Source organism: Aurantimonas sp. A3-2-R12, from assembly GCF_036016755.1.
In the GTDB taxonomy this organism is placed as follows: domain Bacteria; phylum Pseudomonadota; class Alphaproteobacteria; order Rhizobiales; family Rhizobiaceae; genus Aurantimonas; species Aurantimonas coralicida_A.
Genome location: NZ_JAYXIH010000030.1, coordinates 1 through 25,406 on the forward strand (window position 1 = coordinate 1; position 25,406 = coordinate 25,406).

A 25,406-nucleotide genomic window follows, 5' to 3' on the forward strand; every position below is an offset into this window, starting at 1 on the left:
GATCTCTGGCGTGCAGTCGGCAACATCTGCGACCTGTTCGAGCCCAAAGAATGTTGGAACTACCTCAAGGCCACTGGCTATGTTGCAGATTAATCGCATGACGCTCTAGGCGATCTTGCCGCCGCCCTGCTTGGTGATAGCGATCAGCGACGGGCGCACCGGCATGTCGTCCTTGAAGTCGGGCCAGCGGGTCGAGGGATCCTCATAGTAGGACGGACGGCCAAAGCCCTCCCAGTCCTCGCCGCCATCCGCCGGATGCTGGACCGCGACGAAGGCGGTCTGCATGTCGGGCAACAGCAGCGGCCCGCACATTTCCGCGCCGATCGGCACCCGGAAGAACAGCTTCGACGTACCGCGCGCCTCGCCCTCGGTATCGACGGCGAACAAGCCGTCGGTGCGCCCGGTTTTCTTCGGCGACATGCCGTCGGTCGCGACCCACAACCGGCCCTCGCTGTCGATCGCGCAATTGTCCGGCATGCCGAACCAGCCGTTCTTGGTCGTCTCGGTGGAGAACGTCGCGCCAACCTCGGCGACGGACGGATCGCCGCATTTGAGAAGGATTTCCCATTTGCCCGTCGTCGCGGCGAAATCTCCCCCGTCCTCGGCGATCTCGATGATGTGGCCGAAGGCATTGTCGACCCGCGGATTGGCCGGATTCGGCTCCTCGCGCTTGGTGTTGTTGGTCAACATGACGTAGACGCGGCCATTGGAGCCATTGGGCTGGATGTCCTCCGGGCGATCCATCTTGGTCGCCTCGAGCAGATCGGCGGCCAAGCGGGTTTCGACGAGCACGTCCGCCTGGCTTTCGAAGCCGTTCTCGGCCGTGAGCGGTCCCTCGCCAAAGGTCAGCGGCAGCCAGGCCACCGTTCCGTCCTCGGCGAACTTTGCGACATAGAGCGTGCCCTCCGCCAGCAGATCCATGTTGGCAGCGCGATCGTCGGCGTTGTAGGTGCCCACGGTGACGAATTTGTAGACATAGTCGAAGCGCTCGTCGTCGCCGAGATAGAAGACGACGCGGCCGTCCCCGTTGACGATCGACTCCGCGCCCTCATGCTTGAACCGCCCCATCGCGGTCCGCTTCTTCGGCACCGAGTTCGGATCCTCCACGTCGACCTCGACGATCCAGCCGAAGCGGTTCGGCTCGTTCGGCTCCTTGGAAACGTCGAAGCGGTCGTGGAACTTGCCCCACGCATAGGTCGCGTCCGGCACGCCGTAGCGCTCGTAGTTCCTGGCCTCGCGGTGATCCGCGGCCAATTCGCCCATGAAATAACCGTGAAAGTTTTCCTCGGCCATCACGTAGGTGCCCCAGGGAGTGACACCGCCGGCGCAGTTGTTGAACGTGCCGAAAACCTTGCGGCCAGTCGGGTCGGCGTTGGTCTGCATGCGCGGATCGCCGGCCGCGGGGCCGGTGAGTTCCATCTCGGTTTCGGCGGTGACCCGGCGGTTGTTCGCGCCGTCCTTCACCACCTGCCACTTGCCGCCCTCCTTGCGGATTTCGACGACCGAGCCGCCATGCGCGGCCATTTCGACATTGACCTGGTTTTCGTCGGCTTCGGCTACGACGAGCTTGTCGCCGTCCACCGTAACGATCCCCGGGAACATGAGATGATCGTTGGTGTATTCGTGATTGACGACCAACAGGCCGTGCTCGGACGAGCCGTCGATCGGGACGTAGCCGACATAATCGTTGTTGTAGCCAAATTGCCGATTCTGGGCGTCCGGCGTCTGGGCCGTCGGATCGAACTCGGGCGAGTCAGGAAAGATCCCGTCGCCCCAGCGCAGCAGCACGTCGGCATCGTAGCCCTCGGCGACATGGTGGGTTTCGTCGACGCCAGCTTCGACTTCGGTGAAGTCGAAGCGCGATCCCGATGCGCTCTGCGCCTTCGCTTCGTCGGCGGCGACAAGCGCTAGGGGGCTCACCGTCGCGGCGATAGCCGTCGCGGCCAACGAGCCGCGCAGAAAGTCACGACGTGAGAAGCGCGCGGCAATGATCTCGCCCATCGTGCGATTGTCGGTCGGATTATGACCCTCGCCCGCCGCGTCCTCAAGCTGCGTGGTCCGGAAGACCGTGCCGTTTCCAACATGTTCGTTCATCGAATGACCCCTTTATTGAAAGGTTAAGAACAATCCATCTTGCAATGGTTCTGCTCTCACCTAAAGGGCCAATGTCACGATGCGATGACGGTGCGCTGTCGGCGCTCTCTCAACCGCTGGGCGGCGTCACCCGCCGGGCCTTCGAGCGCTCGATACCCAGTTGATGCTCCCGCCAGATGATGAAGATGCCGGCGGAAATGACGATGGCAGCGCCGGCGAGCGTCGTCGAACTCGCGGCCTCATCGAAGGCGAAATAGCCGATAGCGATGGCTAGCAGCATCGAAGTGTATTCGAACGGCGCGATGGTCGAGGTATCGGCGAAGCGGTAGGCCGAGGTCAGCAGCAACTGCCCCACGCCGCCGCACAGCCCCGCCAGGACCAACAGCACCGCCTGTTCCCATGTCGGCAGCACCCACCCGAAGAAGATCGAGAAAAGCGCGATGCCGGACGACGTCAGCGAGAAATAGACCACGATCGTCGCGGTCTTCTCCGTGCGGACGAGTCGGCGGATCTGGATCATCGCGACGGCCGCCACCGCAGCCGAAATCACGGCCGCGATAATGCCGATCGCCTCCGCACCGTCGACGGCGTCGCCGCCAAGGGTCAGCTTCGGCAACGTCACCACCACGATGCCGACCAGACCGATCAGTGCCGCGGTCCAGCGATAGAGGCGCACGACCTCCTTGAGGAAGACGGCGGCGAAGACGACCGTGAGCAGCGGCGCGCCATAGGTGATGGTGATCCACTCGGGATAGGGCAGTCGGGTCAGCGCGTAAAAACCGAGCCCCATCGAGGTGACGCCGATCAGCCCCCGGCCGATATGGGCGGGCAGATTGTCGGTCTTGAGCGCCGTCTTCAGATCGCCGAGCCAGGCGAGATAGAGCACCACCGGAACCAAGGCGAAGAACGAGCGGAAGAATACGATCTCGCCGGCCGGGATGCCATCGCCGCCCGCCTTGATCAAAGTCTGCATGGCGACGAACACCACGACCGACAGGCATTTCAGAAGAATGCCGCGCATCGGCGACTCGGCGGATGCCGGCCGACTGTCCATCCTCTCCCCTCTCCTGCCTCAATTTCGCTGTCGGCGCGGACGCACCCGGCCGGTCGTTGTGTCGCTTCCCTCTGCGGAGTCCTTAGCGAGCCGCCTGCAACGCCTCCCAAACCCGCAACGGCGTTGCCGGCATGTCGATATGGTCGACGCCGGCGGGCCGCAACGCATCGGCGACCGCGTTCATCACCGCGGGGGCGGCGCCGATAGTACCGGCCTCGCCGGCGCCCTTGATGCCGAGCGCGTTGGTCGTCGACGGGACGTTCCGGGTCTTGAAGGCAAAGAACGGCAGGTCCCAGGCACGCGGCATGGCATAGTCCATGAAACTTGCGGTGACGAGCTGACCGTCCTCGTCATAGACCGCGTTTTCGAGCAGGGCCTGGCCGATGCCTTGCGCGACACCGCCGTGGATCTGGCCGGCGAGCAGCATCGGATTCACCGTCACCCCGAAATCGTCGACGATCGTGTAGGCGAGGATTTCGATCGTCCCGGTCTCCGGATCGATTTCGACCTCGCAGATATGGGTGCCGTTCGGATAGGTCGCCTCGTCCTGCTTGAACTCCCCGACGGCCTTGCGGTCCTCGGCCGACGGGGCAGCCGCCGCGATGGCGGCGAAATCAATCGAACGGTCGGTGCCGACGATCCGGGCGGTTCCGCCGTCGAGCTCGATATCGCCGATCGATGCCTCCAATTCGTTCGCCGCCAGCTTCTTGATCTTGTCCGCCAGGGTCTGGCTCGCCCGCCGCACCGACACCGCGCCGAGCGGGATCGACCGCGAGCCGCCGGTTCCGCCGCCGGTCGGCGTGTCGTCGGTATCGCCCTGTTTCACGTCGATCAGATCGTAGTCGAGATTCAGCGCCTCGGCGACGAACTGGGCGTAGGCCGTGGCATGGCCCTGCCCGTTGGACTGCGTGCCGATCTTCAGTTCGATGCGCCCCGCCGGGGTCAATTCGGCATAGGCCGGCTCGGAGCCGGCGAAGGCGCAGGCTTCGACATAGGTGGCCATTCCGATGCCGCGAAGCTTGCCTTGTTCCTTGGCGCTCTCCCGGCGCGCTTCGAACTCCTGCCAGCCCGACTGCCGCATCGCCTCGGCGAGATGGCCCTGGAAGTCGCCGGTGTCGTACATGCGGCCGACCGCCGTCGTATAAGGAAGCTGGTCGGGGCGGATGAAGTTCTTCCGCCGGATTTCCTCACGGGCCAGCCCCATGTCGCGCGCGCATCGATCGACCAACCGTTCGATCAGATAGGACGCCTCCGGACGCCCGGCGCCGCGATAGGCATCGATGGGAACGGTGTTGGTGTAGACTAGGTGGCAATCGACATTGACCGCCTCGATATCATAGAGGCCTGGCGCCATCGACATGCCGAGATAGGGAATGAACGGCCCGTTCTGCGACAGATACGCCCCCATATTGGCGTAGAGGTCGATGTCGAGAGCGAGAAAGCGCCCGTCCTCGTCCATCGCCATGCGTGCCGTAACGACATTGTCGCGGCCATGCGCGTCGGAGACGAAATGCTCGCCGCGGTCACCGGTCCATTTGACCGGGCGGCCGAGGCGCTTGGCCGCCACCAGCACCAGAACGTGTTCGCGGTACAGAAACGCCTTGGTCCCGAAACCGCCGCCGACGTCCTTGGTCACGACCCGCACCTTCGACGGGTCGACCTTGAGCACTTTCTTGGCCAGCACCGACTGAATACCGTGAACGCCCTGGCTGCCGGTCGTCAAAATCCAGCGGTCCTCGTCCTGCGACCACTCTCCAAGGGCGGAGCGAAGTTCCATATAATTGCAGACGAGACGGTTTTGACGGAGCGTGATCTCAGTCACCCGGGGCGCGTTCGCGAACGCCTCCTCGGTCCGCTGCTTGTCCCCCATGTTGAGATGGCCGCCGATGTTCCCGTCACTGTCCGGCCATACCGGCGCCGCGCCGTTCGCCGTCGCCGTTTCGATATCGGCAACGACCGGCAGGGGCTCATAGTCGACGACGAGGAGCTCGACGGCGTCCGCCGCCTGGGTCGCCGATTCGGCGACTACGAAGGCCACCGCATCGCCGACATGCCGAACGACATCGCGGCAGAGCACCGGAATGTCGCGGGCCGAGACCTTGCTGCCGTCCGGCTGTTCCAGCAATGCCTGACAGGGCACATCGCCGAGTTCAGCGACGTCCGCATGGGTCAGCACCAGATGCACGCCCGGCGCGGAACGGACGGCTTCGACATCCGTGATCGTGAAATTCGCGTGAGCATGTGGCGAGCGCACCACCACGGCATGCAGGATGCCGGGCCGGGTTTCGTCGTCCGTGTAACATCCCCTCCCCCGGATGAAGGCGTCGTCCTCCTTCCGCAGGGCCGAAGCGCCAAGGCCGAATTTCGGGGTCATCACGTTCATGGGAACAAGCTCCTGGACGGGGATGCGCTGCCGTTGCGGTTCGGCGCGCGAGTAGGGACGAGGCCACAACCGGCGTTTCGAACGCCTCACTTATTGCGTCGAACCACTTCCGTCGAGGGTCGACACCATCCCGAATGCCGGCGCTCGGCCGACCGACGACGCCATCGGTCGGTTGGCAATTCGTCCGCTTGGGGTTACCTCCCGCTGCAATACGAAAGGAACCGCCCTATGCTTCGCACCGACGACGGTCAGACCATCAAGCTCGAAGACTACCGTGCAACGGACTTCGTCCTGCATTCGGTGGCGATGACGATACGGCTGTTCGAGCGTCGCGCCGATATCGACACGACGCTCGAGCTTGAACGGCGCGAGGGAGCCGACGCCGCCGCCCCGCTGGTCCTCGACGGCGACGAATTGACGCTGACGGGACTGGCACTGGATGGCACGCCGCTGGATGGCGACCGGTACGAGGCGTCTCCCGGGCGGCTGGAAATCACCGGTCTGCCGTCTGGCGGACGCTTTACGCTCGACGTCGCGACGTCGCTTGTGCCGGAAAACAATACGAAACTGATGGGGCTTTACCGGTCCAACGGCATCTGGTGCACCCAATGCGAGGCCGAGGGCTTCCGCCGCATCACCTACTTCCTCGATCGCCCGGACGTGCTGGCGCCTTACACGGTCAGAATCGAGGCGGACCGGGTGGTCGCTCCCATTTTGCTGTCGAACGGCAACCCGGCGGAGACGGGCACCCTTCCCGACAATCGGCATTTCGCCGTCTGGGACGATCCTTTCAACAAGCCGTCCTATCTTTTCGCCATAGTCGCCGGCGATCTCGACTCGATCCACGAGCGATTTACCACCGCGAGCGGCAAACCCGTCAGCCTCGGCATCTACACGGAAAAGGGCCGCGCCGCGCAGGCTGGCTACGCCATGGATGCGCTACGGCGGTCCATGATCTGGGACGAACGGCGCTTCGGCCGCGAATACGATTTGGACGTCTTCAACATCGTGGCGATCGCCGATTTCAACATGGGCGCGATGGAGAACAAGGGTCTCAACGTCTTCAATCACAAATATGTCCTGCTCGACCCCGAGACGGCGACGGACACCGATTATGCCGGCGTGGAAACGGTCATAGCGCACGAATATTTCCACAACTGGACCGGCAATCGGATCACCTGCCGCGACTGGTTCCAGCTCTGCCTGAAGGAAGGGCTGACAGTCTATCGGGACCAGGAATTCAGTGCCGACGAACGATCGGCCACGGTTCAGCGCATCAGCTCCGTGCGGCGGCTGAAGGCGCATCAGTTTCCCGAGGACCAGGGACCGCTGCAACATCCCGTCCGGCCGACGGAATATCGCGAGATCAACAACTTCTACACGGCGACGGTCTACGACAAGGGCGCCGAACTGGTCCGGATGATCGCGACGATCCTTGGCCGCGACGGTTTTCGAACGGGCATGGACCTTTACTTCGACCGCCACGACGGCGACGCCGCGACGATCGAGGACTTCATCGCCTGTTTCGAGGCCGCGACCGGCGAGGACCTGTCCCACCTTGCGCGATGGTATGGCCAGGCGGGAACGCCCACCCTCACCGTCACGGAGGATTACGACGCGGCGACCGAGCGTCTGACGGTCGGTTTCAAGCAGACGCTCCAGCAAGGCACCGCAGCCACCGGAACCGCGCCGGTGCATATTCCGATTCGCTTCGGCCTCGTCGGCTCCAACGGACAGGACAAGGATGCCGCACCGGTGTCCGGCGCGGCTTTGCGAGGCGATGTCATTCATCTGACCGAGGCTGAAGACAGCGTCGTCTTCGAAGATCTGAGCGAGCGCCCGTATCTGTCCGTGCTCCGGGACTTTTCGGCACCGGTGACGCTCGATCACGCCCAGAGCGAGGCCGACCGCCTTGCCCTCGCCCGTCTCGACCCGAACCTGTTCAACCGCTGGCGCATCCTCAACGATCTCGTCGGCGCGGCGCTGACCAAGGCGAGCCGGGGTCCATCCCAGGCGGCCCAGGCCCCGCTGGCACCCGAGATCATCGATGCCATCCTCGGCTCGGCCGGTGACGAAAGCCTGGAAGCGGCATTCCGCGCCCAGGCGCTTGCCCTGCCCGGCGAGGCCGAAATCGCCCGCATGCTTGCGGAGAATGTCGATCCCGACGCCGTTCACGCCGTCGTCGAGGTGGCCCGGCGCGACGTGGGCAAGCGCGGCGCTTCGCTGTTCGCCCGTCTCCATGGCGACCGGCAAACCGGCACGGCTTTCTCCCCTGATGCCGTGAGCGTGGGAAGGCGGGCTCTCGCCAATGCCGCGCTCGGCTATCTCGCCACCGCGACCGGGGATTGCGGCCCGGCGGAAGACCAGTATGCGGCGGCCGGAAACATGACCGACCGCCTCGCCGCCCTGACAGTCCTGGTACATCGCTTTCCCGACACGCCGGCCTCCACGTCTGCGCTGAGCGATTTCTACGCCCGCTTCGAGCAGGATGGTCTCGTCATCGACAAATGGTTTGCGATCCAGGCGACGATCCCGAGCCCGAGGGCGGTCGAGATTGTCGCCGACCTCGCCTCGCATCCAGTGTTTTCCCTGAAAAACCCGAACCGCGTCCGGGCGCTTGTCGGTACGTTCGCGGCAGCGAACCAGCTGGCGTTCCACCGTCCCGATGGCGCCGGATACCGCTGGGTTGCCGGGCAACTGGTGGAGATCGACCGCCTGAACCCGCAGGTCGCGGCCCGGATCGCGACCACTTTCCGCTCATGGCGAAGCCTGGAGCCCGCTCGCCGCGACAAGGCGAGTGCGACATTGCGGCAACTGCTTGAACTTAAAGACATCTCGACCGACCTGCGAGATATCTTGGGACGATCTTTGCGATAGGCGATCTGTTCATTGACTCCATAATCTTGTCGCAATTCAGCTCTGGACAAGGTGATTCGCCTCTGATCAATTGGCGGTGATTCGGATGTGCGGCATACTGAATCGTTGAAATGCGGTTACGAGGGGTTAAGCATGAGAGCGGACGCGTCAAACGCGCCGGCCGGGGGACTATTGTCCCGATTCGAGGCTTTGCTGACCGCCAAGACGGAGATCGCCGGGCACGCCAAGATGCTGGCGGGTCCGACCTACGAGAAACTCCTGCGCTCCGAAAAGGCGCTCCGCCGGGCCATTCCCATCCTGATCATTCTGTTTCTGGCGATCGCCGCGATCGCGCGCTTTGCGTCGCTCGTCGAAGAGCGTTTCGCATTGGAGGAAGCCGCACTGCGCGATCTCCAGATCGCCACGACGCTGATGCGGGCGGAAAGCCTGGTCGCCTATGCGTCGGATCCGAAGATGGCGGACGCGGACGCGCTGTTGACCAGTGCGGTTCCGGCCGCACTGATCCAGCAGGGACGCTTTGCCGTCGTCAGTAATGCCAGTGGGCTGATCACCGCGGTCATGCCGGGCTACGAACACCTCCTCGGCGATGATCTGATGCTCTTGCTGGACGAGTCGCAGGCGCTACTGATGTTCGGGCAGCGCGCGGGCGTGCAGCATACGCGGTTCCAGGGCGAGGCCGCCTTTGTCGCCAGCGCGACCCTGGCCGGCGGTCATGGCACCGTCACCTTCATCCAGCCCGACGTCGACCTGCTTGCCGATTGGCGCAGCGCGGTCTCGTTGAACGTCACGCTGTTCGCCTTCACCAGCATCATCATGCTGGTCATTCTCTACGCTTATTTCCGCCAGGCGACGCGCGCCCAGGACGCCGACGCTCTGTATCTGGAGACCCATAAGAAGGTCGACACCGCCTTGTCGCGCGGCCAGTGCGGCCTTTGGGACTGGGACATCGCCCGCGGGCGAATGTACTGGTCACGCTCGATGTACGAAATGCTCGGCCTGCAACCGACGGACAGTGTCCTTGCCTTCGGTGATGTCGCGCCACTGCTCCATCCCGACGACGGCAACCTGCTCGATGTCGCCCGGTGCGTCGCCGCCGGAAAGATCACCAGCCTCGATCACAACTTCCGCATGCGCCGCAGCGATGGCGCTTATGTCTGGCTCCGTGCGCGGGCCCAGGTGACGCGCACCGGCGAGAACGAGGTCCATCTGATCGGCATCGCGCTCGACGTCAGCGAGCAACAGGAACTCGCCCGCCTCACCGACGAAGCCAACAAGCAGCTCAACAGCGCGATCGAGAACATCTCGGAAACCTTTGTCCTCTGCGACAACCGCAACCGTCTTGTCCTCTGCAATTCCAAATACCGCCAGACCTTCGGACTTACCGAGGCGGACGTCGCGCGCGGGACCCCGCTCGACGCGGTCATTGCCAAGGCCCGCAAGCCGATCAATAGCCACACGGTCACCAGCCCGGCATTCGCCGAGGGCGAGCGAGCCTCGGAGGCGCTGCTTGCCGACGGCCGCTGGCTGCTGCTATCGGAGCGACGCACCGCCGATGGCGGATTCGTCTCGATCGGCACCGACGTAACGCAGCTCAAACTGCACCAGGCGCGCCTGTCGGACTCCGAGCGGCGCCTGATGGCGGTCATCGACGATTTGTCGATTGCGCGGCGGGACGCGGAGAAGAAGGCCGTCCAGCTGACCCAGCTGAACCAAAATTACGCCGTCGAGAAAGAGCGCGCGGAGGGCGCCTCGCGCGCCAAGACGACCTTCCTCGCCAATATGTCGCATGAGCTGCGAACGCCGCTCAACGCCATTCTCGGATTCTCCGAGATCATGCGCCAGGGGACCTTCGGCCCGATCGGCTGCGAAAAATACGGCGAATACACCGAAGACATCCATCAGAGCGGCCACTATTTGTTGCGGCTCATCGACGACATCCTCGACATGGCCAAGATCGAGGCAGGGCGCCTCGTCCTCTCTCCCGAGGAAATCGACATCGCGGAAATCGTCGCGGAGGCCACCAAGATCATCGAGGTCCAGGCCGAACAGAAGACGATCCGCTTCGAGGGGAGCGCCCCGGACCAGTTGTCGTTCCAGTCCGACCGCCGGGCAACCAAGCAGATCCTTCTCAATCTCTTGTCCAACGCGGTCAAATTCACCGACCCGGGCGGTACGGTCCGGCTGAGAGTGCGGGCCGTGAACGACGCTGCGCTGATCACCATCTCCGACACCGGCATGGGCATTCCCCAAGCCGCGCTGGCCAGCCTCTGTCGACCGTTCGAGCAGATCGAGAACGAATTGACCCGTAGCAACAAGGGGACCGGGCTCGGCCTCGCCATCGCCCGGTCTCTGGTCGAGCTTCAAGGTGGCCGTATGCGGATCAGTTCATGCGTCGACGTGGGAACTGTCGTGGCGATCCGCCTTCCGATCGCCCCGATCCAGGCGCCAGGCGCCGCGGCAGGGAAAGTCCAGATGGAGCAGGTGACGGCCGCCAGATCGCCAAGCTGACCGCCAAGTCGCCCCGCTTCCACGCTCAGGCCCGGCGAAGCCCCGGGCCGGCAGCCTCTACCTGCGGCTCTTGCGAATCCGCAACGGGCAACAGCGCATGGAAAACCGCCCGGACGGCGGCCGCCGTCTCCGCCAGAAGCGGCTCCAGCCCATCCGTTCCCTCGGCCTCGAGCGCCCGAACCAGGCGGTCGGCAAGCCCCGGCGGCAGATCTTCCACACCCTGAACGCCGCCTGGCCCGAGCCGCAGTATCTGGATGACGCAGGTGTAGCGGCGCATGGCGGCCGCCAGATCGCACCTTGCCTCGACACCGGCGGCCAGATCGGCCGCATCGAGGACGTCCGCCGTCGGCGCACCGACAAGGTCGAGATCGGCGCGACCGCTCAGCAATGCCCACTGCGCCAGAAATTCCAGATCGATGAGGCCGCCCGGTCGCAGCTTGAGGTCGAGCGCCCCCTTCGCCGGCTTGTCGCGTTCGATGCGCCGGCGCATGTCGCCGACGTCACGGGTCGTCGTCGCCTCGTCACGGGGTTGGCAAAGGATATCGCGAACGGTCCGGGTCACCTCCGCGCAAAGCTCCGGGTCACCGGCGATCGGCCGGGAGCGCGTCAGCGCCATCCGTTCCCAGGTCCATGCCTCGTCCAGCTGGTAGCGGCGAAACGAGTCGATGCGGGTTGCCAGCGGCCCCATATTGCCTGAAGGGCGCAGCCGGAAATCGACCTCGTAAAGCACACCCTCACGCATCGGGATCGTCAGCGCCGCAATCAAGCGTTGCGTGAGACGGGCAAAATAAAGACCTGACGTTAAAGGCTTTTCGCCGTCGGATTCTTCGGCCTCTTCATCGTGGTCATAAAGCAGGATCAGGTCGACATCCGAGCCCGCCGTCAACTCGCGACTGCCGAGCCGGCCCATACCGAGCAGGGCGATTTTCGCACCAGCGACATGACCATGACGCACGGCAAAGGCTTCCGTGACCGCGTCCAACGTCGCCTCCAGCACCACGTCGGCGATGTTCGAGAAGGCTAGTCCTGCCCCACCGACATCGACCACGCCGCTGAGCAACCGCGCCCCGACCAGGAACCGCTGTTCCGACGCGAAAATCCGCAGTCGGGCAAGCACGTCCTCGTAGCCGTTGGCCTCGGTCAGGAACATCGCCAGACGTTCGGACATCAGGTCGCGGTCCGGTACCTCGTCGAAAAAGGCCGGATCGAGCAGCGCATCGAAGACGTGCGGACGCGCGGCGATCGTGTCGCGCAGCGCCGGCGCCGACGTGATGATGAGGGCGAGAAGGTCGAGGACGCGCGGATTGGAGGCGATCAGCGAAAAGAACTGAATCCCCGACGGCAATCCGGCCAGGAACGTGTCGAAGGCGGCGATGGCGCCATCGGGGTCTTTCGCACCCGAAAACGCCTTCAACAGCATCGGCAGAACCTTGGTCAGGCGTTCCCGCGCGGTCTCCGAACGGGTTGCGCGATAGCGTCCGTAGCCCCAGGAACGTACAATTCTCGCGACGTCCTCGGGACGGGAAAAACCGAGTTCTCGCAATCGGGCGAATGCTTCTGGATCGTCCTCGCTGGCCAGCAGTGCCTTGAATCCCGCTTCCTCGAGCGCACTGGTTTCGCGGTCGCGTCCGTCGCTGAACAGCCGCGTGTAGCGCCGGTCGACTCGGCTGAGCCGTTCCAGCAGCGCCTTCGAGAACGCCGCGCGATCCTCAAATCCGGCGAGACGGGCGATGCGTTCGACCCCCTCCTCATCCTCCGGCAAGGTATGGCTCTGCTCGTCGGCCACCATCTGGATGCAGTGCTCGATGCGGCGAAGAAACCAGTAGTCCGAGACCAGTTCGGCCTCCGTCTCCTCCACGATCCAGCTCCCGGCGGCGAGCTCGGCGAGCGCCTTGTCGGTGCGGCGCTGGCGCAGCCTGGGTGCGCGGCCACCGGCGATCAGTTGCTGGGCCTGAACGAAGAACTCGACCTCCCGGATGCCACCGCGCCCAAGCTTCACATTGTGCCCAGCAACGCCGATGTCGTCGAAGCCGCGATGTCGATCGATGCGCGTCTTCATCGCCTGGATGTCGGCGATCGCCGCGAAGTCGAGATATTTCCGCCAGACGAAGGGCGTCAGTTCCTGAAGGAACGCCTCTCCCGCCGCGCGGTCGCCCGCCACCGGCCGCGCCTTGACCATCGCGGCGCGCTCCCAATTGCGCCCGCTGCCCTCGTAATAGGTGAGCGCCGTGTCGACCGAGATCGCCAGCGGCATCGCCCCCGGATCGGGCCGCAGCCGCAGGTCGGTGCGAAACACATAGCCGTCGGCCGTGCTCTCGCCGACGATCCGCACCAACCGACGCACCAATTTGGACAGCGTGTCGACCGCTTCCGTGGGGTCGGCGCAGATGCCGGCCGATTCCTCGAAGAAGACGATGAGGTCCACGTCGCTCGAATAATTGAGCTCGCCCCCGCCGAGTTTGCCCATGCCGAGCACGAACAACCCGCACCCCGTCTCCGGGTCCTCCGGATGCGGCAGCACGAGCTTGCCGGCGCGGTGCGCGTCGGCAAGACAGAAACGCAAGGCCGCGCCGATCGCGGCCTCGGCGAGATCGGACAAATCGGCGGTGGTCTCGGCGGGCGTCGCGGCACCGAACAGATCCTGCAAGGCGATCAGCAGCGAGACCTCGCGCTTGATCAGCCGAAGCTCCCTCATTAGCGCGCTTTCGCCCTGATCCGTCGCGGGCAGTTTTCGCAACGGGGCGATCCGCTCGGCGATGCGCTGCTTCGCGTCCTGGTCGAACAACGCCTCCAGCCACTCGGGATGCTGCTGCATCTGGGTGTTCAGATAGGATGAGAGGTCGAGCACGGCCCCAAGACGTTCGGCCTCCGGGCCACCTTCTGTCAGGAACGCCACGAGCCTTGGGCACTCCCCCGCCGCGGCCGCCGCTTTCAGATCGGCGAGCCACGCCGCCGCCTTGTCCGGGTCTAGCGGCGCCAATCGGTGGCCGCCGCCGATCCCGAGACCTCTTGCCTCATCCTTCGCCATCCAGAAGCGTCTTTCCGTCGAGAGGGAACTCCAGGATCACTGTAAGGCCCGGAGCGGCATCCTCAAGCGTCAACGTTCCGCCATGCACACGGGCGATGGCCTGAACCAGCGACAGACCGAGCCCGGAGCCCGGCAGCGAGCGGCTCTGGTCGAGACGATAGAAGCGCTCCAGCACCCGTTGGCGCTGCTCGGCGGGGATGCCGGGACCATTGTCCGAAACCACCAACCGGCACAGCCCCCCGTTCTCCGCGAGCCGGATCGCGATCACCGTGCCGCCGTCGCCGGTTGCGTATTTCAGTGCGTTGTCGAGAAGATTGGACAGCGCCTGGGCGATCAGCTCCCTGCTGACCGAGGCGATCACTGGTGCGGCCGCGTCAATGACGAGGCGGGCGCCGGCCTCTTCGGCCAGTGGCTCGTAGAGTTCACCGACATCGGCGACGATCGTGGCGATATCGACCCGATCCTTGAGAACCGGATGCGAGCCGGCCTCGACCCGCGAGATCATCAAGAGCGCGTCGAAAGTGCGGATCATCTGGTCCGCCTCGGCGATCGTGCCTTCCAGCGCCTCGCGCGGATCGCCCTCACCGGACGCCGTCGTCAATGCCGCCTCGGCGCGGTTGCGCAACCGCGTCAGCGGCGTCTTGAGATCATGCGCGATATTGTCGGAGACCTGCCGGAGCCCTTCCTGCAACAGGGCAACCCGCGCCAGCAGCGTATTGAGGTTTTCCGATAATCGATCGAACTCGTCGCCCGCGCCGGTCACCGGCAGCCGCTCGGTCAGATCGCCGGCCAGGATGCGGGCGCTCGACGCCGACATGCGGTCCAGCCGCTGCAAGGCGCGGCGACCGACCAGGAGCCAGGCGAACAGCGCGCCGGCACCCATCAGCGCCAGCGCCAGGATCAACGCGCTGCGGACGATCTGGCGAAAGCGTTCCTGTTCGGTCTGGTCGCGTCCGACAAGCACGCGCATGCCGTTCGGCAGGCTGACGACCTCGGCGAGAGCGAGATGATAGCGATCGTCGGCATTCTCGGCGAAACGCTCATACGCGAAGACCTTTTCGGTGAAGCCTGCTTCGTCGAGGACGCCGGCCTGAAGGTTCTCGACATTGCCGGCGATGATCCGGCCGGTCGCGTCGGTGACCAGATAGAGCGAAGCCCCCGGTTGGCGGGCCCGCCGGTCAACGGTCCGCACGAGGCCGATGATACCGGTGGTACGGTAGACCTGCGCAAGGTCGCTGAGTTCCTCGGAAATCGCCACGCGGCTCTGGCTCTCCAGAATTCCTGACGCCGTGGCTGTGACATAGAAGACGAGAACGACAGCGAAGACGGCGAAAAGCAGCAGGTAGACAGCCGACATGCGAACGGCCGTCATGCGCATCAGCGCCTTCAGTCGCTCCATGCCCCGAAACCTCTTACCTATTCTATTCGCCGGTCCGCATGATGTAGCCGGAACCACGAACGGTATGCAGCAGCGGGGAATCGAAGTCCCGCTCGATCTTCGAGCGCAGCCGCGAGATATGGACGTCGATGACGTTGGTCTGCGGGTCGAAATGATAGTCCCAGACGTTTTCCAGAAGCATGGTGCGGGTAACGACCTGGTTGGCGTGTTTCATCAGATATTCGAGCAGACGAAACTCGCGCGGCTGGAGCACCACCACCTTGCCGGCGCGCCGGACTTCGTGGGAAAGGCGGTCGAGTTCGAGATCGCCGACGCGGTAGCTGGTCTCGACGTCCTTACCGCCGCGGCGCCGGCCGAGCACCTCGACCCGGGCCAGCAGTTCGGAAAAGGCGAAGGGCTTGGCCAGATAATCGTCGCCCCCGGCCCTCAGCCCGGTAACCCGGTCGTCGACTTGGCCCAGCGCCGAGAGGATCAGCGCCGGCGTCCCGTCGCCCTTTTCGCGCAGCCCGGATATCACCGAGAGGCCATCACGCTCCGGCAACATGCGATCGACGATCAACACGTCGTAGGTGCGGGTGTCGGCCATATGGAAGCCGGTCTCGCCATCGCCGGCATGGTCGGCCACATGACCGGCCTCGCGCAGCGCCTTGACCAGATACGCCGCCGCCTCGCGGTCGTCTTCGATGATCAGGATGCGCATGGATTCGGTCGATGTTCCAAGGGCCGTGGAAGAGGACATGATCGGCTCCCTTATCTGATCCATTTTGCGCAAAAGAAAAGCGGCGAAGGTGCAAAGGCAACTCATTGCGAGCTGCCCGCCCCTTCGCCACCCATCGGGAACCGGCCGGCGACCGGGGAAGGTTACCGACCCGGAGCAGGGATCAGCCCTTGTCGATCGGCAACGCCACGAAGCGGTTCTGGTCGCCGTTCTTCAGCTGGAAGAGCGCAGCCTTGCGGCCGTTCTTCGAGGCATCCGCAAGCGCGGCCTGCACCTCCTTCTGGCTCGCAACGCTCTTGCCGTTCACCGCGATGATGACATCGCCCGCTTCGACGCCCTTGTCGGCCGCCGATGAGTCCGGATCGACATCGGTCACGACCACGCCCTTGCCGTCCTCGGACGGCGTCAGCGTCAACCCGTAACCGGACAAGGAGGACGGATCGACCGGAGCCTTGCGACTGCTGGATTCTTCAGCCGACGACGCCTCGTCGAGGCTTGCGAGATTACCGAGCGTGACCGAAATGTCCTGCGCCTTGCCGGCACGCCAGACGGTGATGTCGACCTTGGTGTCCGGCTTGTAGTTGCCGATCTTGCGAGCCAGCTCACGCGGGCCATCCACCGTCTCGCCATCGACCGCGGTGATCACGTCGCCGGTCGCGACCCCGGCCTTCGACGCCGGCGTTTCCGTCTCCGGCAAGGTAACGATCGCGCCCTTTTCGTCGGCGAGCCCAACTGCTTCGGCGATATCGTCCGTCACCGAGGCGATCTGGACGCCCAGCCAACCGCGTTCGACATTGCCGCCGTCGCGCAGAGAAGCGACGACGTCCTTGGCGACCGAGGCTGGAATCGCGAAGGCGATGCCGACATTGCCGCCGGACGGCGAGAAGATCGCCGTGTTGACGCCGATGACCTTGCCGTCGAGGCCGAAGGCCGGACCGCCGGAATTACCCCGGTTTACCGCCGCGTCGATCTGCAGGAAGTCGTCATAGGGGCCGGCGCCGATGTCGCGGCCGCGCGCCGAGACGATGCCGGCCGTAACCGAGCCGCCGAGGCCGAACGGATTGCCGACGGCCACGACCCAGTCGCCGATGCGAACCGCCTCGTCATCGCCAAACTCGACATAGGTGAACTTCTTGTCGTCCCGGTCCACCTTGAGCAGCGCGAGATCGGTGCGCTTGTCGGTGCCGATCAGCCGGGCGTCGTATTCGGTGCCGTTGTCCATGACGATCGTGTATTTGCTGCCGTCGCCGACAACATGGTTGTTGGTGACGAGATAGCCGTCATCGGAGATGAAGAAGCCGGACCCCTGGCCCATCGACTGGCGCGGCTGGCGGCGTGGGCGCATGCCCTCCGGCATGCCGTTCTGGCCGGGGATGTCGAAGAAGCGGCGAAGCGGGTGATCCTCCGGCAGATTGTCGAAGGGGCTGGCCATATCCTGACCGTCGGCAACCGCAGGCGAGATGTTCTGCGTGACCCGCACCGAAACCACGGCCGGGGAAACCTTCTCGACCACATCGGCGAAGCCGAAGTTCTTTGCTGGCGCCTCGACCTGAACCGGCTGGGCGAAAACCGGCATGGTGTTGGTCACAACACCTCCGGAAAAGGCCAGTCCGGCCACGCCGGCGGCCAGCGCACCGGCGATCAGACCGCCACGCTTGGTCTTGCTCTTCGTCTCGTTCCGCATCGAAAACCCTTTCGCTAGGTCGTTCAAATCCCAGGCGAACCGGCGTACACGCCAAACTCGCCATCGATGCGACCAGAGATAGGGGGTCCGAGGTTACAGGAGCTTTTCGACTGCGTGAAATCTTCGTAAGGTTGCGACGTGACGACGAGCGCCGGTCAGCGCGGCCGCCCGTGTTCCGTCGTTTTTTACCTACTGCCGCGCCTTGACGACGTCGGCAATGGCGGCTTCCTCTTCGGCCGAAAGCCGCGGCGGCGTGCCGCTTTCGCGTCTGCGGCTACGCAGGGCCATCAGAGCGAATCCGATGCCGCCGAGCAGCAGGATGATCGGCGCGCCCCAGAGCGCCAGCGTCGCCCAGTCGAAGCGCGGCTTGAGCAGCACGAATTCACCGTAACGCGACACCAGATAATCGAGGACTTCGTCGTTGGTATCACCGGCGACAAGGCGTTCGCGGACCAGAAGGCGCAGGTCCTTTGCAAGATCGGCGTCGGAATCGTCGATCGACTGGTTCTGGCAGACCAGGCAGCGCAAACCCGCCGAAAGTTCCCGCGCCCGGGCTTCGAGCACCGGATCGCTCAAGACCTCGTCGGGATTGACGGCGAAGGCGGGCCCGACCGTCAACCCGCCCGGCAGCAGAATGGCGAGCAAGGCGAAGACCGAAAGCAGATATCGAAAGCGCCTAATCATGGCTCAGACCTTCGCCATCACGGCCGTTCGCTTCCGGCTGCGCGCCGGTGCGCCGACCCGCAGCCGCCGATCGGCCAGCGAGATCACCCCGCCCAGAGCCATCAGGACCGAGCCGATCCAGATCAGCGTGATGAACGGCTTGTACCAGATGCGCACGACGGTCGAACTGCCGTCGTCGGCCGGATCGCCCAGCGCGATGTAGAGCTGAGAGAACCAGCGGGTGCGGATGCCGGCTTCGGTCGTCGGCGCCTGCCGTGCCGGATAGAAGCGCTTGCCGCTTTCCAGCGTGCCGGCGTCGCGGCCGTCGCGGCTCAGCGCAAACGTACCGACCTGCTCCTCGAAATTCGGCCCCTGACGCGGCGCGATACCCTCGTATCGCAGCGTGTAGCCACCGACATCCACGCTGTCGCCCGGAGCCATCGAAAGCACGTCCTCGGTCTCGAACGACGACACGGTGACGACGCCGAGCACCAGAACCCCGACGCCGAAATGAGCGAGAACCGTGCCGAAGGCCGAGCGCGGCAGGCCCCTCAGGCGTGACAGCCCCTTGCGCCAGCCCACCTTGGCGAAGTTGGCCCGGCCGTAGATATCCGTCAGGCTGCCGACCAGCAGCCAGACCGCGAGGCCGAAACCGAGTGCCGCCAGAATCTTCGTGCCGGAGGTCACCGCGACGACCACGATCACCGTGAACATCACCGCGCCGATGGCGAAATAAAGCCGCTGCGCGGCGGCGAGGAGATCGCCCCGCTTCCAAGCCAGCAATGGCCCGAACGGAAGCGCAAACAAAAGCGGCACCATCAGCGGCCCGAAGGTCAGATCGAAGAACGGCGCCCCGACCGAGATTTTCTCGCCGGTGATGACCTCGAGCACCAGCGGATAGAGCGTGCCGATCAGCACGGTCGCCGCCGCTGTGGTGAGAAACAAATTGTTGAAGACCAGCGCGCCCTCGCGGCTGATCGGCGCGAACAACCCACCCGACTCCAGTGTTGAGGCCCGTATCGCGAACAGCGCCAGCGAGCCGCCGATGAACAGACACAGGATCATCAGGATGAAGATGCCGCGCTCCGGGTCCGTGGCGAAGGCATGCACCGACGTCAGTACACCCGAGCGCACCAGGAACGTCCCCAGCAACGACAGCGAGAAGGTCAGGATCGCCAGGAGGATTGTCCAGATCTTCAGCGCCGAGCGCTTCTCCATGACCACGGCGGAATGCAGCAGCGCCGTGCCCGACAGCCAAGGCATGAAGGAGGCGTTCTCGACCGGGTCCCAGAACCACCAACCGCCCCAGCCCAGCTCATAATAGGCCCAGTAAGAGCCCATCGCGATGCCGGCGGTGAGAAAGATCCAGGCGACCAGCGTCCACGGCCGCACCCAGCGCGCCCAGGCCGCATCGATCCGCCCGTCGATCAGCGCCGCGACGGCGAAGGAGAAGGCAATCGAGAAACCGACATAACCGAGATACAAAAGCGGCGGATGGATCGCGAGGCCGATATCCTGAAGGATCGGGTTGAGATCCCGCCCCTCCATCGGAGCCGGCGCGAGGCGAGCGAATGGGTTGGAAGTAAACAGGATGAACAGCAGGAAAGCGCTGGTGATCCACGCCTGCACGGAGAGGACGTTTGCCTTGAGGGTAGCCGGCAGATCCCGTCCGAACAGGGCGACAAGCGCTCCAAAGAACGCCAGGATCATCACCCAGAGCAGCATCGAGCCCTCGTGATTGCCCCACACGCCGGTGACCTTGTAGAGCATCGGCTTCAGCGAATGGGAATTCTCGAAGACGTTGGCGACCGAGAAGTCCGAGGTCACATAGGCGGTCGTCAGGGCCGAAAACGATATGGCGAGGAGCACGAACCCGCCGGTGGCGGTGATGGTCCCCGTCTCCATCAGCCGGGCATCGCCCGTCCGCGCGCCGATGACTGGCAAGAGCGACTGGACGAGCGACAGCGACAGCGACAGGATCAGCGCGTAGAGGCCGATTTCGACGATCATGAGCTCGCTCCGGTTGCCGTCGGTGTCTGTGCCGGCTCCGTATCGGACTTGACGACGCCCGTGCCCTCTTCCCACAAGCCACGCGCCTTCAGGTCGTCGACGACTTCCTTCGGCATGTAGTTCTCGTCGTGCTTGGCCAGGACCGTATCCGCAACGAAGACGTTGTCCGGTCCGAGCGTGCCTTCGGTGACGACGCCCTGCCCCTCACGGAAAAGGTCTGGCAGAAGCCCGGTATAGGTCACCGGCACGCTCTCGATCGTGTCGGTGACCCGAAATGTCACTTTCTGCGAACCGCCGCGCACGACCGACCCCTCTTCGACGAGGCCACCCAGCCGGATACGCTGCGAAGGCGCCGGTGCACTGGCGACGATGTCGGTGGGTGAATTGAAGAACGCCACCGAATCCGACAGCGCGGTCAGGACGAGGCCGGCCGCCGCGCCGATAACGAGGAGGATGGCCGCGATGGAAGTGAGCCGTTTCGCTTTCCGTGTCATTGGGTCTGTGTCGCCTCCGCTTCCGCCAGGCCGAGTTCCTGTCCGAGAGCGGCGATTTCCCGGCCCGCGGCAGTGTCCGCCTCAAAATGTTGAAACGCCGTCCGCAGCGCATCGCTCGCCTTGTCCGTCTCGCCCAAGACCTTATAGGAGCGAATCAACCGCTTCCACCCTTCCACGTCCCGCGGGTTGGATTCCAGCCGGCTTGCCAGTTGCGAGACCATTCCCTGGATCATCGCCTGCCGGTCGTCCGCAGACATTTCGGAGGCGGCGGCCACATCCGCCTCGCTCGGCCGAGGTGGTGCGGATCGCGCCGTTTCCGCCGGCGTCAGCCCCAATTCCTCGCCAAGCGCGGTGATCTCCCTGCCAGCCGCGGATTCGGGCGCGAAGGCATCGGAGGCGGTCGTCAAAGCCTGAGCCGCTTTCTCGCTGTCTCCCAGAACCGTGTAGGACCGGATCAAGCGTTTCCATCCTTCGAGATCGTCCGGGTTTGATTCCAGCCGGGCTGCCAGCTGCGAGACCATACCCTTGATCATAGCCTGACGGTCATCGACCGACATTTCGGAGGCGGCGACCATGTCGGCTTCGCTCGGCCCCGGCGCTTTCGGATCGGAGTTCTTCACGACGGCGGTTGACGGCGCATCGGTGCCGGTCTTTTGGCGCGCGTCGGCAAGCGCTGCGTCGGCGATCTGCATCCAGGGCGCGTCTTTGGGGCTGATGTCGATGAGCTTCGCCCAAGCCGCCTCGGCCTTGGCGTAATCACCCTCCTGGGAGAGATCGAGCGCCAGGAAGAAATGCGCCGGCAAATAATCGCCATTGATGGTGAGCGCCTGCTCGAATGCCGCCTTCGCATCGTCCGTCACCTCGCCGTCGGCAGCCCGCGTCAACGCCTCGCCGAGGCCGCTCAGGCGGGACGCCGTCGGCTCGAGCAGACGAATGGCGTTCCGGAACGCGATGGCGGCGGCATCCGGACGGTCCAACCGCAGATAGATCGGCGCAAGCACATCCCAGCCGCGACCATCGTTTGGATTGGAACGAAGCTGCGCCTCGGCGGTGGCGACGAGGCCCTCGATATCCGTGCCGGGCACCGGTAACGGTGCTTGCCGCGTGGCGAGCGGCATATCCCGCAGGCCAGGCACCCCAAATTTCATGTAAAGAGCCGCCGAGCCAAGCGGTACAGCGATCACGACAACGCCGATCGCGGCCACGACGCCCGGACGCACCCAGCCTGCTGCGGCACCATCGCCACCGCCCTTCACGCCGCCAGCCGCCTTCAGCAATCGGCGTCCGATCTCGGCCCGGGCGGTTTCCGCCTCACCGGCGGCGATAGAGCCCCGCTCGACATCGGCGTCCAGTTCACGAAGCTGCGCGGCATAAACTTCGACGTCGTGGTCGGCACGCGTGGCCGCCTCATCCGGGGAGGCGCGAAACAAGGGCCAGAGTGCCGCCAAAGTCGCGGCAATGGTCATGCCAGCTGCGATAATCCAGAACGCCATGACACCCTTACACCGAACGCCGGGGATCGAAGCAAATTGCCCCAAATGGCCGGCCGTCTCAAAACCAGATTCCGTCCGACGAGCCCTCTAGCAGACCTGGGCCGATTTGCCCATTCACTTCGTCAGGAATGGGGCGAGTGGATCAGGCGACCGGCTTCCAGAGACCCTTGTCGTTCTTGCAAGCAGTCCCGACGGCTTTGACCGGCTGTGCCTGGCCCGTGAACGTGTGGGAGTAGCCCCGGCAATCCTGCGATCCGACTCGGTAGAGCTGTGTCGGCACGACCTCGCCACTATAGCCATCGACGGACCACTGCACCGCCTGCCCCGCCGAACCGTATTGCAAAGCCTGGAATTCAGCCTCCAGCGCCTTGGCGCGAGCCGCACTGGAAAAGGATTTCGCCGCGTCGCTCTGGCCGACCAAGCCGCCGTCGAGCGCCTGGACGCCGGCTGAGGCCGGAGTAAGCGAGGCGCCCCCCAACCCGGCACTGAGACAGCCCGCGAAAGGAAGGATCAGGAGAGGAAAGAGCAGCTTCAACACGATGCGCATGACGATTTCATCCGAGTGCGGCAGTCCGATGGGACTGAAACGACAGGGTGCGGGGTCCGGAGCAATCCGCGTGCCGCAGTTCGTCGGTTCGGTCTATGATGTCAAGCCGCACCGCCGCCCAAAGCGCGTGGCAGCACGATCGTCACCCGCAGGCCGCCGAGATCCGAGCGGCTGAATTCCAGTGCCCCGCGATACTCGGCCACCATGTCGGAAACGATCGACAGGCCGAGTCCGCTGCCGGGCGTTGCTTCGTCGAGGCGGCGGCCGCGCTTTTGCGCCTCGATGATCTGCGCCTCGGTCAACCCCGGACCATCATCTTCGATGACGGTCGCGAAGCGGTCCTCGGAAACGGGCTTGCCGGTCACGACGATCCGCCCCGCTGCCCACTTGCCGGCGTTCTCGAGCAGATTGCCGATGATCTCCTCGAAATCCTGACGCTCGCCGGCAAAGACCAGGCCCTCGGCCGAGGCCGGATCGAATTTGAGGTCGAGGGCTGGATTGAGCTTGGCGATCACCCGCACCAGCCGTTCGAGAGCCGGTCCGACCGGCGCGCGGAAAACGGTCGCGTCGGTCAGGGCAGCGACCCGCGCCCGGTCGAGATAATGCTGCACCTGCTGGCGCATGCGCTCCGCCTGATCGGCTATCAACTCGCCCTGCGGTCCCCCCAGCGAGGCGGCCTCGTTAACGAGAACCGCTATGGGAGTCTTCAACGAATGCGCCAGATTGCCGACCTGCGTTCGCGACCGCTCGACGATGCGCCGGTTGTTGTCGATCAGCGCGTTCACCTCAAGGGCCAGCGGTTCGATTTCGGCGGGAAACCGGCCTTCCAGCCGTTCCGCCTTTCCAGCGCGCACATTGGTGAGCGAGCGGCGGACGGCACCGAGGGGACTGAGTCCCGCCAGGATAGCCAGGACATTGACAAGGATCGTTCCGACTCCCACGGCACCAAGATAATAGACGAGCGTACGATTGAAGTCGGCGACGTCGGCGGCGACAACACCGGCATTGCCCATCACACGAAACCGCGCCGCGTGATTCTGAGCGTCGAGCACGACTTCCGTCTCGACGACTTTCAACAATTCACCATCAAGGCCGCTCGCGTCGTAACTCCGACGATAAAGGGGATCGAAGGGAACTTGCGACGTCGGTTCGGACGCGATGTCGAGAATTCCGAGGGAACTGGAGATCAGCCGTCCCCTGGTGTTGTCACTCGCCGGAATGACCTCCCAATACCACCCGGACAGCGGCTGGGAATAACGCAGATCGCCGAGATCGGGGGAGCCGGACAGATAGCCGGTCTCGCTGACCGTCACGCTGTTGACGAGATTGTAGAGCTGTGCGGCGAGCAGGTCCTCGAAGCCGCGCGTCGCCGTCCGCTCGTAGAGCGTGGAGATCAGCCCCCCGACGACGACAAGGGCCAAAAGGGCCCAGACGCTGGATAGAACGATGACCCGGACGGTGAGAGAGTTAGCGGCCCGAATGGCCATCGCTCATCCTGTAGCCTTGTCCTCTGACGGTCTCGATCACATCGACACCGAGCTTCTTGCGCAACCGTCCAACAAACACTTCGATCGTATTGGAATCGCGATCGAAATCCTGATCATACAGGTGCTCGATGAGCTCCGTTCGGGAGACGATCTGATCCTGATGATGCATCAGATAATCGAGTAGCCGATATTCGTGCGAGGTTAGCTTCAGCGGGGTCCCGTCGAGCGACACACGCGACGCCCGCGTGTCGAGGCGGACCGGACCGCAATGGATCTCCGACGAGGCATGGCCGGCGGCGCGGCGGATCAGCGCGCGCATGCGGGCCAGCACTTCCTCGACGTGAAAGGGTTTCGTGACGTAATCGTCGGCGCCCGCGTCGATGCCGGCGACCTTGTCGCTCCAACGGTCGCGGGCGGTCAGGATCAGCACGGGCATGGTCCGGCCGTCGCGACGCCATCGCTCCAGAACGCTGATGCCGTCCATGACCGGCAGACCGACATCGAGAATGACCGCGTCATAGGGTTCGGTGTCGCCGAGAAAGTGTCCCTCCTCGCCGTCGAAGGCGCGGTCGACGACATACTCGGCGCCGGTCAGCGCCTCGGTCAGTTGCCGATTGAGGGTTTGATCGTCCTCGACCACTAGGATGCGCATGCCCGGCCTCGTCTTCTCGCTCTCGTCTTATCCTGTCGAATCGCCGCGACCGCGGCTGAAGTCAACGCCTCTCGCCGCTCTGACAATACGGCGATCAGGGCCGTATCGTCACCGTCGTCTTGCGCCTGGGGCCACCGTCCTTGCCTGGCACGAGAAGGGTCACGACACAAACCGTCTCACCGCCCTGCTCGCGACTGGAGACCGAGAGAACCTGGCCGCCGGTCTGGGCGGCCGCTTGCTCTGCGGCTCCCGAGCAGCTTGCGGCGGCGGTTTCGAAAGCGCCCTCGCCATTTCGACGTGGGCCCCGCTCTAACC

Annotated in this window: 16 protein-coding genes; 2 read left to right on the forward strand and 14 right to left on the reverse strand. The window is 64.6% G+C overall.

What is annotated here, in order from left to right; translation table 11 throughout:
• Nucleotides 1-105: 105 nt before the first annotated feature.
• From VSX60_RS15240 to VSX60_RS15250, 3 genes are all read right to left on the reverse strand, one after another.
• On the reverse strand, nucleotides 106-2,094 hold the full coding sequence (locus VSX60_RS15240; protein WP_327625110.1) for a PhoX family protein: 1,989 nt from the start codon (nucleotides 2,092-2,094) through the stop codon (nucleotides 106-108).
• A gap of 109 nt (nucleotides 2,095-2,203) precedes the next feature.
• Entirely contained in the window at nucleotides 2,204-3,148 is a 945-nt protein-coding gene (locus tag VSX60_RS15245) for a DMT family transporter (RefSeq protein ID WP_327625111.1), read from the reverse strand.
• Between the two features lie 82 nt (nucleotides 3,149-3,230).
• A complete protein-coding gene (locus tag VSX60_RS15250) occupies nucleotides 3,231-5,531 on the reverse strand; it encodes a xanthine dehydrogenase family protein molybdopterin-binding subunit (RefSeq protein ID WP_327625112.1) in 2,301 nt (766 codons plus the stop codon).
• A 228-nt stretch (nucleotides 5,532-5,759) separates the two neighbouring features.
• Between VSX60_RS15250 and pepN the strand changes: the two genes are divergently transcribed.
• Nucleotides 5,760-8,408 (forward strand): aminopeptidase N, encoded by a 2,649-nt coding sequence (pepN, locus tag VSX60_RS15255; protein ID WP_327625113.1) that lies wholly within the window; start codon nucleotides 5,760-5,762, stop codon nucleotides 8,406-8,408.
• Between the two features lie 132 nt (nucleotides 8,409-8,540).
• Nucleotides 8,541-10,916: a PAS domain-containing sensor histidine kinase gene (locus tag VSX60_RS15260; protein ID WP_327625114.1), complete on the forward strand. Its 2,376-nt coding sequence runs from the start codon at nucleotides 8,541-8,543 to the stop codon at nucleotides 10,914-10,916.
• 25 nt (nucleotides 10,917-10,941) lie between these two features.
• On the opposite strand, the gene VSX60_RS15265 is transcribed toward VSX60_RS15260, so the two are convergent.
• The 11 genes from VSX60_RS15265 to VSX60_RS15315 form a co-directional block, all read right to left on the reverse strand.
• The gene (locus tag VSX60_RS15265; protein WP_327625115.1) at nucleotides 10,942-13,944 is read right to left on the reverse strand and encodes a bifunctional [glutamine synthetase] adenylyltransferase/[glutamine synthetase]-adenylyl-L-tyrosine phosphorylase; all 3,003 of its coding nucleotides are present in this window, start codon (nucleotides 13,942-13,944) and stop codon (nucleotides 10,942-10,944) included.
• A complete protein-coding gene (locus VSX60_RS15270) occupies nucleotides 13,931-15,343 on the reverse strand; it encodes a sensor histidine kinase (protein WP_327625116.1) in 1,413 nt (470 codons plus the stop codon). Before VSX60_RS15270 ends, VSX60_RS15265 begins: the two co-directional genes overlap by 14 nt.
• 22 nt (nucleotides 15,344-15,365) lie before the next feature.
• Nucleotides 15,366-16,082, reverse strand: coding sequence for a response regulator transcription factor (locus tag VSX60_RS15275; RefSeq protein WP_327625117.1), 717 nt, complete (start codon nucleotides 16,080-16,082; stop codon nucleotides 15,366-15,368).
• A gap of 142 nt (nucleotides 16,083-16,224) precedes the next feature.
• Nucleotides 16,225-17,745 carry a Do family serine endopeptidase gene (locus tag VSX60_RS15280; protein ID WP_327625118.1) on the reverse strand — a complete coding sequence of 507 codons (1,521 nt, stop codon included), beginning with the start codon at nucleotides 17,743-17,745 and terminating at the stop codon, nucleotides 16,225-16,227.
• A 189-nt stretch (nucleotides 17,746-17,934) separates the two neighbouring features.
• Nucleotides 17,935-18,429 carry a cytochrome c-type biogenesis protein gene (locus VSX60_RS15285; RefSeq protein ID WP_327625119.1) on the reverse strand — a complete coding sequence of 165 codons (495 nt, stop codon included), beginning with the start codon at nucleotides 18,427-18,429 and terminating at the stop codon, nucleotides 17,935-17,937.
• A gap of 3 nt (nucleotides 18,430-18,432) precedes the next feature.
• Nucleotides 18,433-20,418 (reverse strand): heme lyase CcmF/NrfE family subunit, encoded by a 1,986-nt coding sequence (locus VSX60_RS15290; protein ID WP_327625120.1) that lies wholly within the window; start codon nucleotides 20,416-20,418, stop codon nucleotides 18,433-18,435.
• Entirely contained in the window at nucleotides 20,415-20,912 is a 498-nt protein-coding gene (gene ccmE / locus VSX60_RS15295) for a cytochrome c maturation protein CcmE (protein ID WP_327625121.1), read from the reverse strand. The genes VSX60_RS15290 and ccmE overlap by 4 nt, the downstream gene beginning before the upstream one ends.
• The gene (gene ccmI / locus VSX60_RS15300) at nucleotides 20,909-22,405 is read right to left on the reverse strand and encodes a c-type cytochrome biogenesis protein CcmI (RefSeq protein ID WP_327625122.1); all 1,497 of its coding nucleotides are present in this window, start codon (nucleotides 22,403-22,405) and stop codon (nucleotides 20,909-20,911) included. The genes ccmE and ccmI overlap by 4 nt, the downstream gene beginning before the upstream one ends.
• 142 nt (nucleotides 22,406-22,547) lie before the next feature.
• Nucleotides 22,548-22,952 (reverse strand): hypothetical protein, encoded by a 405-nt coding sequence (locus VSX60_RS15305; protein ID WP_327625123.1) that lies wholly within the window; start codon nucleotides 22,950-22,952, stop codon nucleotides 22,548-22,550.
• Nucleotides 22,953-23,053: 101 nt separating this feature from the next.
• The gene (locus VSX60_RS15310) at nucleotides 23,054-24,439 is read right to left on the reverse strand and encodes an ATP-binding protein (protein WP_327625124.1); all 1,386 of its coding nucleotides are present in this window, start codon (nucleotides 24,437-24,439) and stop codon (nucleotides 23,054-23,056) included.
• The gene (locus VSX60_RS15315) at nucleotides 24,420-25,091 is read right to left on the reverse strand and encodes a response regulator transcription factor (protein ID WP_253963704.1); all 672 of its coding nucleotides are present in this window, start codon (nucleotides 25,089-25,091) and stop codon (nucleotides 24,420-24,422) included. Before VSX60_RS15315 ends, VSX60_RS15310 begins: the two co-directional genes overlap by 20 nt.
• Nucleotides 25,092-25,406: the final 315 nt, after the last annotated feature.

Excerpts from the sequence above, each read along its gene's own strand:
- VSX60_RS15240 (WP_327625110.1), bottom strand. The coding sequence starts at position 2,094 with ATGAACGAACATGTTGGAAACGGCACGGTCTTCCGGACCACGCAGCTT.
- VSX60_RS15245 (WP_327625111.1), bottom strand. The coding sequence starts at position 3,148 with ATGGACAGTCGGCCGGCATCCGCCGAGTCGCCGATGCGCGGCATTCTT.
- VSX60_RS15250 (WP_327625112.1), bottom strand. The coding sequence starts at position 5,531 with ATGAACGTGATGACCCCGAAATTCGGCCTTGGCGCTTCGGCCCTGCGG.
- pepN (WP_327625113.1), top strand. The coding sequence starts at position 5,760 with ATGCTTCGCACCGACGACGGTCAGACCATCAAGCTCGAAGACTACCGT.
- VSX60_RS15260 (WP_327625114.1), top strand. The coding sequence starts at position 8,541 with ATGAGAGCGGACGCGTCAAACGCGCCGGCCGGGGGACTATTGTCCCGA.
- VSX60_RS15265 (WP_327625115.1), bottom strand. The coding sequence starts at position 13,944 with ATGGCGAAGGATGAGGCAAGAGGTCTCGGGATCGGCGGCGGCCACCGA.
- VSX60_RS15270 (WP_327625116.1), bottom strand. The coding sequence starts at position 15,343 with ATGGAGCGACTGAAGGCGCTGATGCGCATGACGGCCGTTCGCATGTCG.
- VSX60_RS15275 (WP_327625117.1), bottom strand. The coding sequence starts at position 16,082 with ATGTCCTCTTCCACGGCCCTTGGAACATCGACCGAATCCATGCGCATC.
- VSX60_RS15280 (WP_327625118.1), bottom strand. The coding sequence starts at position 17,745 with ATGCGGAACGAGACGAAGAGCAAGACCAAGCGTGGCGGTCTGATCGCC.
- VSX60_RS15285 (WP_327625119.1), bottom strand. The coding sequence starts at position 18,429 with ATGATTAGGCGCTTTCGATATCTGCTTTCGGTCTTCGCCTTGCTCGCC.
- VSX60_RS15290 (WP_327625120.1), bottom strand. The coding sequence starts at position 20,418 with ATGATCGTCGAAATCGGCCTCTACGCGCTGATCCTGTCGCTGTCGCTG.
- ccmE (WP_327625121.1), bottom strand. The coding sequence starts at position 20,912 with ATGACACGGAAAGCGAAACGGCTCACTTCCATCGCGGCCATCCTCCTC.
- ccmI (WP_327625122.1), bottom strand. The coding sequence starts at position 22,405 with ATGGCGTTCTGGATTATCGCAGCTGGCATGACCATTGCCGCGACTTTG.
- VSX60_RS15305 (WP_327625123.1), bottom strand. The coding sequence starts at position 22,952 with ATGCGCATCGTGTTGAAGCTGCTCTTTCCTCTCCTGATCCTTCCTTTC.
- VSX60_RS15310 (WP_327625124.1), bottom strand. The coding sequence starts at position 24,439 with ATGGCCATTCGGGCCGCTAACTCTCTCACCGTCCGGGTCATCGTTCTA.
- VSX60_RS15315 (WP_253963704.1), bottom strand. The coding sequence starts at position 25,091 with ATGCGCATCCTAGTGGTCGAGGACGATCAAACCCTCAATCGGCAACTG.